12 protein-coding genes, 1 tRNA gene and 1 riboswitch are annotated in these 15027 nt (G+C 70.7%); of the genes, 9 read left to right on the forward strand and 4 right to left on the reverse strand.

The window, feature by feature from the left end; genetic code table 11:
- Positions 1-191 precede the first annotated feature (191 nt).
- Positions 192-434: a DUF397 domain-containing protein gene (locus tag AB0C46_RS08400; RefSeq protein WP_362826725.1), complete on the forward strand. Its 243-nt coding sequence runs from the start codon at positions 192-194 to the stop codon at positions 432-434.
- Between the two features lie 216 nt (positions 435-650).
- Positions 651-1559, forward strand: a complete 909-nt coding sequence (locus AB0C46_RS08405) for a helix-turn-helix transcriptional regulator (RefSeq protein ID WP_362826727.1) — start codon at positions 651-653, stop codon at positions 1557-1559.
- Between the two features lie 78 nt (positions 1560-1637).
- Here the strand turns inward: AB0C46_RS08405 and AB0C46_RS08410 are convergent, their stop codons facing one another.
- Positions 1638-2453: an SAM-dependent methyltransferase gene (locus AB0C46_RS08410; protein ID WP_362826729.1), complete on the reverse strand. Its 816-nt coding sequence runs from the start codon at positions 2451-2453 to the stop codon at positions 1638-1640.
- A 520-nt stretch (positions 2454-2973) separates the two neighbouring features.
- Here AB0C46_RS08410 and AB0C46_RS08415 point away from each other — a divergent pair.
- Both AB0C46_RS08415 and AB0C46_RS08420 read left to right on the forward strand, forming a co-directional pair.
- On the forward strand, positions 2974-3621 hold the full coding sequence (locus AB0C46_RS08415) for a TetR/AcrR family transcriptional regulator (RefSeq protein ID WP_362826731.1): 648 nt from the start codon (positions 2974-2976) through the stop codon (positions 3619-3621).
- 62 nt (positions 3622-3683) lie between these two features.
- The gene (locus tag AB0C46_RS08420; RefSeq protein WP_362826733.1) at positions 3684-4556 is read left to right on the forward strand and encodes a class I SAM-dependent methyltransferase; all 873 of its coding nucleotides are present in this window, start codon (positions 3684-3686) and stop codon (positions 4554-4556) included.
- A gap of 78 nt (positions 4557-4634) precedes the next feature.
- Here AB0C46_RS08420 and AB0C46_RS08425 read toward each other — a convergent pair whose 3' ends face one another.
- Positions 4635-5969, reverse strand: coding sequence for a helix-turn-helix domain-containing protein (locus AB0C46_RS08425; RefSeq protein ID WP_362826735.1), 1335 nt, complete (start codon positions 5967-5969; stop codon positions 4635-4637).
- 192 nt (positions 5970-6161) lie between these two features.
- On the opposite strand from AB0C46_RS08425, the gene AB0C46_RS08430 reads away from it, so the two are divergent.
- Positions 6162-7682, forward strand: a complete 1521-nt coding sequence (locus AB0C46_RS08430) for a hypothetical protein (protein ID WP_362826737.1) — start codon at positions 6162-6164, stop codon at positions 7680-7682.
- A gap of 108 nt (positions 7683-7790) precedes the next feature.
- Here the strand turns inward: AB0C46_RS08430 and AB0C46_RS08435 are convergent, their stop codons facing one another.
- Positions 7791-8288 (reverse strand): DUF6314 family protein, encoded by a 498-nt coding sequence (locus tag AB0C46_RS08435; protein WP_362826738.1) that lies wholly within the window; start codon positions 8286-8288, stop codon positions 7791-7793.
- Positions 8289-8522: 234 nt separating this feature from the next.
- On the opposite strand from AB0C46_RS08435, the gene AB0C46_RS08440 reads away from it, so the two are divergent.
- From AB0C46_RS08440 to AB0C46_RS08450, 3 genes are read left to right on the forward strand one after another with little or no spacing between them, the layout of a single operon-like run.
- Positions 8523-9992: an aldehyde dehydrogenase family protein gene (locus tag AB0C46_RS08440; protein ID WP_362826740.1), complete on the forward strand. Its 1470-nt coding sequence runs from the start codon at positions 8523-8525 to the stop codon at positions 9990-9992.
- Complete coding sequence (locus AB0C46_RS08445; RefSeq protein WP_362826742.1) at positions 9989-11563, forward strand: amino acid permease; 1575 nt, start codon at positions 9989-9991, stop codon at positions 11561-11563. Before AB0C46_RS08440 ends, AB0C46_RS08445 begins: the two co-directional genes overlap by 4 nt.
- Positions 11564-11578: 15 nt before the next feature.
- Complete coding sequence (locus tag AB0C46_RS08450; protein WP_362826744.1) at positions 11579-13141, forward strand: GMC oxidoreductase; 1563 nt, start codon at positions 11579-11581, stop codon at positions 13139-13141.
- 15 nt (positions 13142-13156) lie between these two features.
- Positions 13157-13299, reverse strand: a riboswitch (TPP riboswitch).
- Between the two features lie 141 nt (positions 13300-13440).
- On the opposite strand, the gene AB0C46_RS08455 is transcribed toward AB0C46_RS08450, so the two are convergent.
- Positions 13441-13528 (reverse strand) — tRNA-Leu (locus AB0C46_RS08455).
- A 126-nt stretch (positions 13529-13654) separates the two neighbouring features.
- Here AB0C46_RS08455 and AB0C46_RS08460 point away from each other — a divergent pair.
- On the forward strand, positions 13655-14968 hold the full coding sequence (locus tag AB0C46_RS08460; RefSeq protein WP_362827013.1) for a DUF2254 domain-containing protein: 1314 nt from the start codon (positions 13655-13657) through the stop codon (positions 14966-14968).
- Positions 14969-15027: the final 59 nt, after the last annotated feature.

Raw genomic sequence — 15027 nt, forward strand, 5'->3', positions numbered from 1 at the left:
TCTCCGCGAAGGGGATTTCGGGGCTGGGCCGGACTGCCTCGGAGGGTTAATATCCTCGGCAGCCGTCGCCCGGTGCAAGTGCATCTGCAATTACATCGGTAAGGACGGCGGCACAGGGGCTCGTTCACGCCAAGGTGATCGCGGGCCCGGCATCGGTCGGAGGAATGCCCTCCAGCAAGGGAGCAGGTGTGATGGAGTCGGTGAGCAACGGCATGCAGGCGACCAGCATCGAAGGCGCCGTGTGGCGCAAGAGCCGCCGCAGCAACCCCAGTGGCAACTGCGTTGAACTGGCGGTTCTTTCGGACGGCGGAGTGGCGGTGCGCAACTCCCGGTTCGCCTCCGGCCCGGCGCTCCTCTACACCCGCGAGGAGATGGCGGCCTTCGTCCAGGGCGCCAAGGACGGCGACTTCGACGATCTCATAGCCCGGAACTGACGCGGACGCCGCCGCGATTGGCGCATATGTCGACCGGATAGTCGCCCCGGCTGTACGCAGCCTCGGGGCGGTGGGACACTGGGCGTTCGCCCGACCACTCAGGGGAGTCAGCATGAGCGAGCGCCGCAGGGGAGTCCCCCCGGCCGAAGGTGGGGGGAGAGCCATCGAAAGGCGCGCGCCTCGCCCGTGCGAGGCCCATCGAAGCGAGGTTCCGGCATGAGTGCCGCGCAGCCGAGCAGCGGTCCGTCCCTGCGCCGCTATCTCGACCACCCGCGGGGCGGCCCGACCGTCCTGCGCATCGTGCTGGGCACCCAGCTCCGCCGGCTGCGGGAGGGCGCGGGCATCACCCGGGAGGCCGCCGGGGACGCCATCCGCGGCTCGCACGCCAAGATCAGCCGCCTGGAGCTCGGCCGGGTGAGCTGCAAGGAGCGGGATGTCGCGGATCTGCTGACGCTCTACCACGTCACGGACGAGGCGGTCCGCGCCGACTTCCTCAAGCTGGCCCGCCGGACCAGCAGCCCCGGTTGGTGGCATCAGTACGGCGATGTGCTGCCCGGCTGGTTCGAGACACATATCGGCCTCGAAGAGGCCGCCTCGGTGATCCGCACGTACGAAGTCCAGTTCGTGCCGGGCCTGTTGCAGACCCCGGACTATGCCCGTGCGGTCGCGCAGCTCGGCCATCCGCGGTCCTCGCCCGAGGAGATCGAGCGCCGGGTGCAGCTGCGGGTGAAGCGTCAGGAGCTGCTGGCCGTCCCGGACGCGCCCCGGGTGTGGGCGGTGATCGACGAGGCGTCACTGCGCCGCCCGCTCGGCGGGCCGGAAGTGATGGCCGGCCAGCTCAGGCATCTGCTGAAGATGACCGAGCTGCCGAATGTCACCCTGCAGATCGCGCCGTTCAGCCTCGGTGGGCTGGCGGCGGCCGGTGGTCCGATCACGATCCTGCGGTTCCTGGAGCCGGATCTGCCCGACATCGTCTATCTGGAACAGCTGACCAGCGCGCTCTACCTGGACAAGCGCGATGATGTGGATCATTACCTCGCGGTGATGGACCGGCTCAGCGCACAGTCCGAGTCGCCGCGGGAATCCGTGGCGATCCTGGAGCGGCTGCTCAAACAGGACAGCTGATCCGCACGGTTGCGGCGGAGCGGGGCGGGGCATCCACGGGGGTGCCCCGCCCCGCTCCCGCATCGCGGGGTGTCCGCGCTACGGCTTGCGGGCGACGCCGCCGTACTCGATCCATTCCTGGGTGAGCTGCTTGGGGCCGATGTCCGCGTCCGGCTTCCAGGTGGAGACCTCCACCAGGCCCGGTTCCTGGACCTCCAGTCCTTCCAGGAACCCGGCCAGTTCATGGGCCTGCCGCACCCGGCCCCACTGGCCGTGGGTGCTGACCCGCATGAATTCGGTGACGAAGTCGCGGGTCGCGGTGTCCTCACTGACCAGCTGGCACACCACCAGGAAGCTGCCGGGTGCCAGCCGGTCGGCGACCCGCTTGATCAGACCGGCCGGGTCGTCGGCGTCCGGTATGCAGTGGAGCACGGAGACGAACAGCGCGGCGACGGGCCGGTCGAAGTCGATCAGCCGCTCGACCTCCGGGCTGCCGAAGATGCCGCCGGTGTCCCGCATGTCCGCCTGGATGACGGCGGTGTTGGCGTTCTCCTCCAGCAGGGCACGGCCGTGCGCCAGCACGATGGGGTCATTGTCGACGTACACCACGCGGGACTCCGGGTCGACCTGCTGGGCGACCTGGTGGACGTTGTCCTGGGTCGGCAGGCCTGACCCATGGTCGATGAACTGCCGGATGCCGTGTTCACGAGCCAGCCAGCGGACCACCCGCTGCAGAAAACGCCGGTTGTTGATCGCCAGCACCTGGGTGCTCGGTACGACCTTGCTCAGCTCTTCGCAGGCCTCGCGGTCGACGGCGTAGTTGTCCTTGCCGCCGAGGTAGTAGTCGTACATCCGCGCCACACTCGGGATGCTGACGTCGACGGCGCTGGACTGCGGTCGCGTTTCTTGGCTCATTCCACACTTTCCCGTCGCTTCGGCAGCCATCAGCCAGGGGGCAGCGGCCGATCGTTGCGTGATTGTACGACCACGCCCCGCAGTCCCCAACATACCTAGCGGACGGCGGTTGTTGCAGACGAGCGACTGTGTTCCTTGTGCCCAGTTGTGAGGTGACGGTGTGTCATCACACGGGCGAGGCGCGGAAAGAGATGACGGCCGACGCGGGCGGGGGTACGGGCCGCCACCACGCCACTCACGGGCGGCGGCCCGTTCCTTGCCGGCGACACCCGACGCCGGGCACGCCCCCCGTGCGGTCCGGGCCCGGCCCAGGAACACACCCGGGCCCTGCCGCATCCGGTCCACCTCGGCAGCCACCCGGACAACTGCCGTTGCAGAATGGAGCGTTGCGTGGGAACGCCTACCACCGTCACCCCGCTTTACACCTGTCGATGGCGGCACCGGCGAGCAGCGCCCCCTCCCAGCCACCTTACTTCGCAGTAAACTTACTCGACAGTAAGGCTGGGGTAGGCTGGCACGAATGAGCGATACACGCAGGCGACGCATTCCCCGGCCGGTCCGGGAGCAGCTGATCATCGACGCGGCGATCGGGGTCTTCGCCAAGCGCGGCTACCACGCCTCCTCGGTCGACGAGATCGCTGAACTCGCCGGAATTTCCAAGCCGATGGTCTATCTCTACCTCGACTCCAAGGAAGGACTGTTCCTCGCCTGTCTGCGCCGTGAGGCCGAGCGCCTGGTGGCCGCGTTCCGGGCCGCCGCGGGCCCCGCGCCCTCCCCCGAACTGCGGCTGCGGGCGGGGCTGCTGACGTTCTTCACCTTTGTCACCGAACACCCGGACAGCTGGGTGGTGCTGCACCGCCAGGCGGCGGAGCTGAGCCCGGCAATAGCGGCGGAGCTGGCGCAGACCCGGCGGGCGGTGCTGACCGAGGTCGCCGGACTGGTCCGGACCTGCAGCGCGGAGAGCGCCGGTCCCGCCCGCCCCGACGACGAGGCCGACTTCGTGGCGTACACCCTGGTCGGGGCGGCGGACTCGCTCACCGACTGGATGGTGCTGCATCCCGACGAGCCCCCGGAGCGGATTACCTTGCGGCTGATGAACATGGTGTGGGTGGGGATGCGCAATGTCCTCGACGGGGAGGTGTGGACGACACCGGCCGCGGAGGGGTAGGGGCGCCCGTCGTCCAGCCGTCCCTACTGGTGGGCTCCCGGCCCGGTGGGTAGGAGGGACGGATGACCATGAACAAGAGTGAACTGACGCCCCTTCCGGGAAACCCGCCCACCGCCGGGGAGATGGTCCTGGCCAACCAGGCGAACTGGGACGCCCGTACCCCGGTTCATGTGGCCAGCGAGTTCTACGGACTGGACGGCTCCCGCACCGCCGAGGACTGGTTCGCGCCGTTCGAGTGGGCCGATCTCGGCGAGCTGACCGGGCGGGACGTGCTGCATCTGCAGTGCCATCTGGGCACCGAGACGGCCGCGTTCGCCGAACGGGGCGCGGCGCACACGGTGGGGCTCGACTTCTCCGCGGCGGCGGTCGCGGAGGCACGGCGGCTCGCCGAGGAGGCCGGCCGGACCATGGAGTTCGTCCAGGCGGATGTGCACCGGGCCCCGGAGGCGCTCGGCGCACGGCGGTTCGACGTGGTCTACACCGGCAAGGGGGCGCTGTGCTACCTGCCGGATCTGACCGCCTGGGCGGGGATCGTCAGCTCACTGCTCCGGCCCGGCGGGACCTTCTATCTGGTCGAGTTCCATCCGCTGCTGGACTCCCTGGGGCCGGCCGGCGGCCCGGACCAGCAGGATCTCCGGCTCCGGAACGACTACTTAGGGGGACGCGGTCCCCTCAGGAGCGATACGCCGTGCACCTACACCGATGGTCCGCCGGTGCAGGGAGCCACGACGAGTTATGAGTGGCGGCACGGCCTCGGAGAGGTCATCTCCGCCGTGACCGGCGCGGGGCTGACCGTCCAACTGGTGCGGGAGACCGAGCTGTTGCCCTGGAAGCGGTTCGAGGCGATGGTGCCGGGCGAGAACGGCTGGTGGCGCCTTCCGCCGTCGGAGCCGATCATTCCGCTGCTGTACGCACTGCGGGCGGTCAAGAACTGACGCCGTCGGCGGGCACCCCGTCCGGTCCCGAGGGGCACCATGGGCACCCGGGACCGGGCGGAGCTCACGGTATGCGGCTCAGCTCGTCGGCCCGTGGAACCGACGATGGGTCAGCGCCCACCAGACCTCGGCCAGATCGGCCGGGTCACGGAGGTTGGTGCCGGTGATCTCCTCGAAGCGCCGGAGGCGGTTGCGCAGGGTGTTGGGGTGGACGTAGAGGGTCCGTGCGGCAGCCTCCAGCCGCAGCCCCTGCCGTAGATAGGCGCCCGCGGCCTCCGCCAACTGGGCGCCCTCCTCGCCCCGTTCGGTCAGCGGGGCCAGGCGGAGCCGTACCAGCTGCTCCCCCACGGCCGGCAGCGCCACGACCGTGGCCCGCAGCCCCAGCTCCTCGCGGGTGAACGCCCCGACGAGGCCGAATCCGGCGGCGGCCCGCAGCGCCTGGGTGGCCCGGGTGAATTCGGTGGCGAGTCCGGAGCCGGGCGCCGGGGCGCCCAGCCCCAGGATCAGACTGCGGCACAGCCCGGCCGGACGCCCGACCAGCAGTCCCGCCACATCCCCGTCCACGGTCGTGACCAGAGCGCGGCCCGCCTCGTCCAGGGCGAGCCAGGGGCGCAGCAGACCGGCGATCCGGTGGAAAGCGCGGTCGCCGGGGCCGGCGTGGCCCGCGGCGGCGGGGGCGCCACCCGGGTCGCCGGGCGGGGCAGCGTCGGGCAGCCGCGCACGGAAGGGGAGGCGGAGGGCGCTGTGCTCGTACGATCCGTCCACGGCCTCCGCGTCATCGGTGTGCCTCTCGGTCCGGTGCCCGTCGGCCGGGCCGTCGCCGGCGGACCCGGCGCCCCATGTCCCGAAGCCGGCCAGGGACTTGTCCCACCGCGCCTCGCCAAGCAGCAGGGCCCGGACCATGTCCGCATGCCGGCGGTCCGCCGCGGGGTCGTCGCCCTGGAGGCCGACCCGGCAGCTGCGGACGATCCGCAGGGTGTTGGCGTCGACCCAGGCGCGCAGCGTCTCGGCGATCGGCAGCAGGTCCTCGGCGGTCCCGCCCCGGGCCGTCATCTCCTCACCGAACCGCCGCCAGACGATATCCGTCCCGATCCGGTAGGCCGAGATGATGTCCTCGACGGGCAACGAGCGGGCCAGGTCCGTCACCTCGTCGAGGTGTGTCGCCGGGATGCCGTGAGCCGGGCCGTCGCCGCGGCCGGTGCCCCGCGCGCTCCGCCGCTCCTCGGCCCAGCGCTCCACCAACGAGAGGCCGTTGCGCAGGGACGCCATCACCCTTGGCCGGAGCCGGCCCGCCGGCACGGCGGCGTAGGAGGGGAGTTGGGCCCGCAGCCCGTCGATGACCTCATCGGTGAGCGCGTCGATGCCGGCGTGCAGCGCAGCGGCGGATTCCGGCACCGTTGTGGAAGTCTCCACCCGTCCCCTCCCGACTCGGTGTCTTTCCCCATGGCGAAAGCGATCATTCGTCGCCATGCTACGAGGAAGCCGCCCGAACCCCTACAGATGTTCGATGTTGGACGACTTTTCCCCAGCCGTCCGGACTCGTGCCGGCGTTCGGTGCGCGGCCCCGCTGTTCCTCCCCGTCTCCCCGCACCATCGAGGAATCCCATGGCTGTTTCCTGGCGTCGTATCGCGGTGCCCGCCGCCGCGGTCGGCGTACTCGTCCCCGCTGCCCTCGGCACCCACGCTCTGCTCTCGGGCCCCGACACACCGCGCACCTCCTCGGCCGGCATACCGGCGACCGGGCCGACGGCCCCCGGTGCCGTGCCGGACGATGCCCGGGCCTCCGGCCCTGAGGGCGGTGCCGCGGTCGCCAGGCCGTCCGACGCGCCGACCCGTTCCGGCAATTCGGTCTCCGTGCAGCTCTCGTCGTACGACGCGCACCGCAAGCAGGCGGAGCTCAAGCCGTCCGCCGGCAAGACCGTACGGACCGGGGATGTGATCGCCGCCGCGCCCAACCGGCACGCCCCTTCGGGTGCGCTGTTCAAGGTCGGCAAGGTCACCGGCTCCCGCGACGGCAAGGTCCGGGTGACCACCGCCCCCGCCACGCTCTCGGAGCTGCTCGGGGATCAGAAGGTGGACCAGCGCACGGCGTTGCGGCCCGGTGAGGTCTCGGTCAAGCCGCTCTCCTCGGGTGTCACCGTGCAGAAGCCCGCTTCCGGCACCGGTTCGGACAGCGGCGGCCCGGCCACTCCGTCCGGCGATCCGGCCACTCCGTCCGGCAGTCCTGAGGCCACCGCATCCGGCTCCCCGAGCCCCTCGGCGTCCGCCTCCTCCGGGGTCCGCACCCAGCTCGCTCCCTCCGCTACCCACCCCGCCCCCAGCTCTTCCGGCGATACGCTGCCGCCCGAGGCGCGGAAGGCGCTCACCACCCTGCGGCTGGGCGTCAATGTGCCGCTGCCCAAGGGCGTGCAGGCGACCGCCAAATCTCCGGCCCGGCTGTCCGGCGAGGTGTCGTTCCGGCCCGAGCTGATCTTCCAGTACGAGAAGCGCGGCGGGCTGAACCTGCTGCCGCAGCGCGCGGCCGTCGGCCTCGGCGGCTCCTACGCCTATGGCTGGCAGGTGCACGGCAAGGTGCGGGGTACCGCGGACACCGGCGAGGTCGCCGTGCCGCTCGCCGCGGTCACCGGACGGCACGTCTTCTGGGTGGGCCCGGTTCCCGTCGTGGTCAGCACCGAGGTCACCTTCACCTACCGCTTCACCGCGGACGGCCGCATCGTGGTCGACGCCGACCAGCGCACCTCCGGTGCGTTCGCCGTCGGCGCGAAGTACGACCGCAGCCACGGCTGGCAGGCGCTGCACGAAGCCCGGCAGCAGACGAAGGGCGCGGCGCCGCGGGTCGAGGGCGCGGCCTCCGCGACGGCCCGTATCGGGGCGCGGGCCCAGGTGTTCCTCTACGACACGGCGGGCGTCGGCGGCGATCTGTCCGTCCACCTCACCGGACGTGCCGCGGCGGCGACCGGTGGCGGTGCCCCGGCGTGGGCGCTCAGCGCGGGCTACGACCTGAAGACCCAGCTGATGCTGCAACTGAAGATCTTCGGCATCCAGATCGCCGATCTGAGAACCACGCCGTTCGCCCTGCACGACGAGCGGAAGCTCTTCGGACGGGGGAAGCTGCCCGCCGCCTGACCCCTCTCCTGACCGACGCCGGCACCCCCCGGGACACCTGTCCCCGGGGGGTGCCGTGCGCTGCGTACAAATGCCGGACAGGCGTGGGTACGCGGCGCACGGCCGCGGTCACCCCGGCCGCCGGTACACCGAGCGCAGCAACTGGTCCTTGGCCGGACCGCCGACCCGCCACTCCAGATGCCATTCGTCCGGCCCGACGGCGGTGAAGGTCCCCTCGTACCGGTCCGCGGCACAGGGGTGGACGGCGGTCCAGCGGCCGGTCCTGAGGTCGAGGTCGTGGAAGGGCCGGCCATCGGCGAAGTCGATCCCCGCGGTGCCGTCCGGGCGGGGCCGCACGCGCAGGGTGCGGCTCACCGGGGCCACCGTTCCGCTCCACCTCAGCTGCCCCTCCTCGATGTGCAGCAGCGCCTCGCCGGCCGCGTCGGGCCGGAACTCGGCGGTGCCGCGGAAGCTGCCCTCGGCGCCGGTCCGCAGGTCGTACACGGTCCGCTCGATGGTCCAGCGACCGGAGAGGTACGCCGCGATGTCGGGGACGGGGTGCGGCCCCGTGGCCGACTCCGCCCGGTCCCGCCGCGGCTTCCGAGCGCGGCCCAGCTCGCTGCACATCCGTCCATTCTCCCGTCCCGCCCGCGCCCGTCACTCCGTCGGCCCCACCCGGTGCCGCTCCCCTCTCCCCCGGCCCCTCGTACCGTGCGGAGCCGCACCGCCCGTCTTACTCTCGGTGCAGTGATCGTCACCGAGGTCCGCACGGCGGGCCGACCGGCGGCCTGACACCGCCGGCCGGGGCGGCCGCGACCGCCGCGACCGCCCCGTACGAGCCCGGAGACCGGAGGCACCACCATGCCGGAGCTGTTCATCGGCGGTCAGTGGACCGCAGCGGCCGACGGGCAGGTGCGCGAGATCCGCTGCCCCGCCGACGGCACGCTGGTCGCGACCGTGGACGAGGGCGGGCCGAAGGAAGCCGCGGCGGCGATCTCCGCTGCCCGCACGGCCTTCGATGACGGGCCCTGGCCCCGCACCCCGGCGGCCGAGCGCGGCCGGCTGCTGCTGCGCGTCGCCGAGCTGCTGGAACGCGACCGGGACGCGCTGGCCAGGGCCGAGTCGCTGGACACCGGCAAGCGGCTGGTCGAGAGCGGCTACGACATGGACGACATCGCCAACTGCTTCCGCCACTTCGGCAACCTCGGCGCGGCCGGGGGCACCGACCGGGTGGTGGACGCCGGTGCCACGGAGATCGACAGCACGGTACGCCACGAGCCGGTCGGCGTCTGCGCGCTGATCACCCCGTGGAACTACCCGCTGCTGCAGACCGCCTGGAAGGTCGCGCCCTGTCTGGTCACGGGCAACACCTTCGTCCTGAAGCCCAGTGAGCTGACCCCGCACACCGCCATCCACCTCATGCGGCTGCTGGCCGAGGCCGGACTGCCCGACGGAGCCGCGAATCTGGTGCTGGGCACCGGCCCGGCCGTGGGAGCACTGCTGACCGAGGACCCGCGGGTGGACATGGTGTCGTTCACCGGCGGTCTGGTCACCGGGCGGCGCATCATGGCCGCCGCGGCCCCCACCGTGAAGAAGATCGCGCTGGAGCTGGGCGGCAAGAACCCGAACATCGTCTTCGCGGACGCCGACTTCGACACCGCCGTGGACTACGCCCTGATGGCGGTCTTCCTGCACTCCGGACAGGTCTGCTCGGCGGGCGCCCGGCTGCTCGTCCAGGAGGAGCTGCACGATGCCTTCGTCGACGAACTGGTCTCCCGCGCCCAGCGGATCCGGCTCGGCGGGCCGTTCGACGAGCATGCCCGCACCGGCCCGCTGATCTCGGCCGCGCACCGCGCGAAGGTCGAGGCGTATGTGGCGGCCGGGCTCGACGAGGGCGCCGTACTCCTCTGCGGCGGCTCCGCACCCGACGATCCGTCGCTGGCGAACGGCTTCTACTATCTGCCGACCGTGCTGGACGAGTGCACCCCGGACATGTCCGTCGTCCGCGACGAGAGCTTCGGCCCGGTGCTGACCGTCGAGCGGTTCCGTGACGAGGACGAGGCGGTCTCGCTCGCCAACGACACGGTGTACGGGCTGGCCGGGGCGGTGTGGACGCAGGACAGCGAGCGTGCCCACCGGGTCGCCGCCCGGCTGCGCGCGGGGACGGTGTGGATCAACGACTTCCATCCTTATGTGCCACAGGCGGAGTGGGGCGGGATGAAGCAGTCGGGCGTCGGCCGCGAGCTGGGCCCCGCGGGGCTGGCCGAGTACCAGGAGGCCAAGCATGTCTGGCGCAACACCGCGCCACGGCCGCAGAGGTGGTTCGAGTGACCGGTCCCGAGTCCCCCCGCCCCGGCACCCGGGCCGACGGTTCGCACGACGACGACGCGATCGCCGAGCTCGGCTACAAACCGGAACTCAAGCGCACCCTGGGCAACTTCCATACCTTCGCCGCCGGCATCAGCTATATCTCCATCCTCACCGGCACCTTCCAGCTGTTCTACTTCGGCATCGCCCATGGCGGACCGGCGTACTGGTGGTCCTGGCCGATGGTCTTCGCCGGACAGCTGATGGTGGCGCTGTGCTTCTGTGAGCTGGCCGCCCGTTACCCGGTGGCCGGATCGGTCTACAACTGGGCCAAGAAGCTCGGCGGCCCGCACATCGGCTGGCTCGGCGGCTGGATGATGGTGACCGCGACCATGGTCTCGCTGTCCGCGGTGGCGCTGGCCTACCAGGTGACGCTGCCGCAGATCTCGTCGTGGTTCCAGTTCATCGGCGACGGCACCGGCAAGTCGGCGGCCGAGAACGCCGTACTCCTCGGCACCGTGCTGATCACCTTCACCACCCTGGTCAACGCCTTCGGCGTCAAGCTCATGGCGCGGATCAACTCCGCGGGCGTGGCCATCGAGCTGATCGCCGCCATCGTCCTGATCCTGCTGCTCGCCGCGCATGTCACCCGTGGCCCCGACGTGGTGACCGACACCTTCGGTCTGGGCAAGGGCGAGAGCCTCGGCTACTTCGGCGCGTTCCTGACCGCATCACTGGCCTCGGCCTACGTCATGTACGGCTTCGACACGGCCTCGTCACTCGGTGAGGAGTCCAAGGACCCCGGCCGCAACGCCCCCCGCGCGATCCTGCGGGCGCTGGTCGCGTCCTTCCTCATCGGCGGTCTGATCCTGCTCTTCGCCCTGCTCTCGGTGCCCGATCTGCAGGCCGAGCAGCTGAAGGTGGACGGGCTGCAGTACGTGGTGCTCTCCACGCTCGGCTCGACCGTGGGCCAGATCGTGCTCTGGTGTGTGGTCATCGCGATCACCGTGTGCGAACTGGCGGTGCACACCGCCGGTATCCGGCTGGCGTTCGCGATGGCCCGGGACAACAACCTCCCGGCGGCCTCCCTGCTCGCCAAGGTCAGCCCGCGCTTCCAGACACCGGTGCTGCCGGCCGTCGTCATCGGGCTGGTGGCGGTCGGCATCCTCGTCATCAACGTCAACCAGCCGCAGATCTTCTCGGTGATCACCAGCATCGCGATCATCATGATCTATCTGGCATATCTGTCGGTCACCCTGCCGATGCTGTTCCAGCGGCTGCGGGGCAACTGGACCCCGGCCAAGGGCAAGTTCTCCCTCGGCAGGTTCGGCCTTCCGGTCAACATCCTGGCGGTGCTCTGGGGCATCGCGATGTCCCTCAACCTCGCCTGGCCGCGCGCCGCGGTCTACAACGCGACCGGCCCGCAGCACTGGTATCTGCGCTGGGGCGCCTTCTTGTTCATCGGCGTCGTGGCGATCGGCGGTTTCGCCTACTACTGGTTCGTCCAGCGCAAGCGCACGGGCGTCCTCGCCATGCATGCCGCCGTCCAAGCGGACCGCGGCACCTCGGGCGACGCCGGCAACCCCACCCCCTGATCTGGAGACGGCACGATGTCCCAAGAGGCACCTGTGGACGAGTTCGACTATGTCGTGGTCGGCGGCGGCACGGCCGGCGCCGTCGTGGCCGCCCGGCTCAGCGAGGATCCGGCGGTCACCGTCTGCCTGCTGGAGGCCGGCCCCTCCGACGTCGGCGACGAGAACGTCCTGCGCCTGGACCGCTGGATGGGGCTGCTGGAGTCCGGCTACGACTGGGACTACCCGGTCGAACCGCAGGAGAACGGCAACAGCTTCCTGCGGCACGCCCGCGCCAAGGTGCTGGGCGGCTGCTCCTCGCACAACTCGTGTATCGCCTTCTGGCCCCCGGCCGAGGATCTCGACGAGTGGGCCGCGATGGGCTGTTCGGGCTGGAGCGCGGCCGACTGCTTCCCGCTCCTCCAGCGGCTGGAGAGCAACGACGGCCCCGGCGACCACCACGGCCGCAACGGCCCGGTCGTCCTGCGCACCGTCCCGCCCCACGACCCGTGCGGGGTGGCCCTCCTGGAGGCCTGCGCGGCGGCCGACATCCCGACCACCCCCTTCAACACCGGCCGGACCGTCATCCGGGGTGCGAACTGGTTCCAGATCAACTGCCGCCCCGACGGCACCCGTTCCTCCGCCTCGGTGTCCTACCTCCACCCCGTGATGGGCACCCGCAAGAACCTGGAGGTACGCACCGGACTCCAGGCCAGGCGTCTGAACTTCGACTCCGCACGGCACTGCACCGGCGTGGACTACCTCGCCCCCGACCTGATCCACACCCGCACCGTCAACGCCCGCCGCGAGACCGTCGTCTCCTGCGGCTCCATCGACTCCCCGAAGCTCCTCATGCTCTCCGGTATCGGCCCGGCCACCCATCTGCGCGCCACCGGCATCGAACCGATCGTCGACTCCCCCGGTGTCGGCTCCTCCCTCCAGGACCACCCGGAGGGCGTGATCATGTGGGACGCCAAGCAGCGCATGGTCCGCTCCTCCACCCAGTGGTGGGAGATCGGCATCTTCGCCGACACCGAGCCGGGCCTGGACCGCCCGGACCTGATGTTCCACTACGGCCAGGTGCCCTTCGACATGAACACCTACCGCCGCGGCTACCCCACCTCGGAGAACGCCTTCTGTCTCACCCCGAACGTCACCCGCGCCCGCTCCCTGGGCACCGTGCGTCTGCGCACCCGCGACTTCCGTGACAAGCCCAAGGTCGACCCGCGCTACTTCACCGACGAACACGATCAGCGCGTCATGATCCACGGCCTCCGCCTCGCCCGCGAGATCATCTCCCGGTCCCCCATGGCCGACTGGGCCGGCACCGAGCTCGCCCCCGGCCCCTCCGCCCGCTCCGACACCGAGCTGCTCGACTACATCCGCACCACGCACAACACCGTCTACCACCCCGCCTGCACGGTCCGGATGGGCGCCGCCGACGATCAGGCCACGCCGCTCGACCCCCACCTGCGCGTCAAGGGCGTCACGGGTCTGCGGGTGGCCGACGGTTCGGTGATGCCGTTCCTGCCGGCCGTGAATCCGTGCATCACGACGATGATGATCGGGGAGAAGTGCGCGGACATGATGCGGAGCGAATGAGCCGGCGCGCACAAAAGACCTACGAGGTGGGCTCCCTTCGCCGGCATTGTCCGGATCAGGTGCTTGGGGGTCGCCGTCCGGTCTTACGACCTTTCGGCCTCTCAGCCCGACCTTTCCTCTTGTCCTCGGCGAGAGCCAGAGCTCCCTTCCCCGAGGCCAGTCCGGTCGAACTCCCTCGCTCGCCCCGTAGGCCGGTCTTCAGGATACTCCCAAACAAAGGGGATGGAACAGGCAATTTGGACACCTCTTGCCCCGCCGCCCCAGAAATGCAGAAAACCCCTGCTCAGCAGGGGTTTCGCTGGTGTCCGAGGGGGGACTTGAACCCCCACGCCCGATAAAGGGCACTAGCACCTCAAGCTAGCGCGTCTGCCATTCCGCCACCCGGACTAGGTGTGATCGTCACGGGGCGTTCCCCGCGGCGACATGGACAACAATACCAAGCTTTCGGAGTGCCCTTCACCTGCATATCAGTCGCCCACATAACCTCGATTTATGGGCAATCAGGGACATGTCGTGCATATCAGTGGTCCACGCAGGCCACGTGCGCTTTCGCCGCTGCGGGAGCATCTGCGGGACACCTTCTGGTTCGCGCCGTCGGCGGGGCTGGTGTGTGCGGTGCTGCTGTGGTGGGGGGCGTCGAGGCTCGATCTGGAGATCGTCGCGCTGCTACAGCGGGAGAAGGCGTACGCGGCGGTCCGGGAACTGGTGTCGATCGCCGAGGACACCAGGACGATCGTGACGACCATCAGCTCGGCGATGATGACCTTCATCGGTGTGGTCTTCAGCATTTCGCTGGTCGCGGTGCAGATGGCCAGCGGTCAGCTCACCCCGCGGGTGGTGCGGATCTTCATCCGGAGCCGGATCAGCAAGATCACGCTCACGGTCTTCCTGGCGACCTTTCTGTTCTCGCTGCTGGTGCTCACCTCGTACGAGAGTGAGACCGATGTCCGCCAGGTCACCTCGGTGCCCGTGGTGCAGAACCTGCTCACGATGGTCCTGGTCGGACTCAGCCTGGTGCTGTTCATCGCGTATGTGTCGGCCACGCTGCGGCTGATGCAGGTGGGCCCGGTGGTCGACCGGATCACCCGGGAGACGCTGCGGATGCTGGCGCGGCAGGGCACCGGCGGGGAGGGCGCGGAGCACGGGGCCTCCCTGGCGCCCGAGACGGGCCGCGTCGCGCACACGGGCCGGGCCGGGGTGGTGCTGGATGTGCATGTGGCGCGGCTGGTGCGGGTGGCGCGGCGGCAGGGGGTCGTACTGCGGTTGATTCCGCGGATCGGCGATTTTGTGCTGCCGGGGACGCCGGTGCTGGCGGTGCACGGCGGGACGGTGCCGCCCCGGTGGGCGTTGCGGCGCACGGTGTCGGTGGGGGTGGAGCGCACCTTTCACCAGGATCTCGGCCTCGGGCTGCGGCAGTTGTCGGACATCGCGCTGCGTGCGCTGTCGCCGGCGGTGAACGATCCGACCACGGCCGTGCAGTGCCTGGACCGGATCGTGCAGATTCTCGCGGCGGTGGTGGGGCGGCCGCTCGGGGCGGTGCAGCACCGGGACCGCCGGAGTGCGGTGCGGCTGGTGCAGAACGTCCCGGGCTGGACCGATCTGGTGGACCTGGGACTGACCGAGATCCGGGCGGCCGCGGTGCACAGTCCGCAGGTCACCCGGCGGATGCTGGCCGGGATCGAGGATCTGCTGCTGCTCGCGCCGGAGCCGCGGCGGGAGCCGCTGGTGCGGCACCGCACGCTCCTGTTGCAGGCGGTGGAGCGTGCGGTGCCGGCGGCGCCGGACCGGCGGTTCGCCTCGTCCCCCGACCGGCAGGGGATCGGCTAGGTGTGTTGTCCCGGCACGTTGGTGACGGGCGACATGCCCAGTGCCGCCGGTTCAGTGCC

It is taken from the genome of Streptomyces sp. NPDC048637 (assembly GCF_040650675.1).
GTDB lineage: Bacteria > Actinomycetota > Actinomycetes > Streptomycetales > Streptomycetaceae > Streptomyces.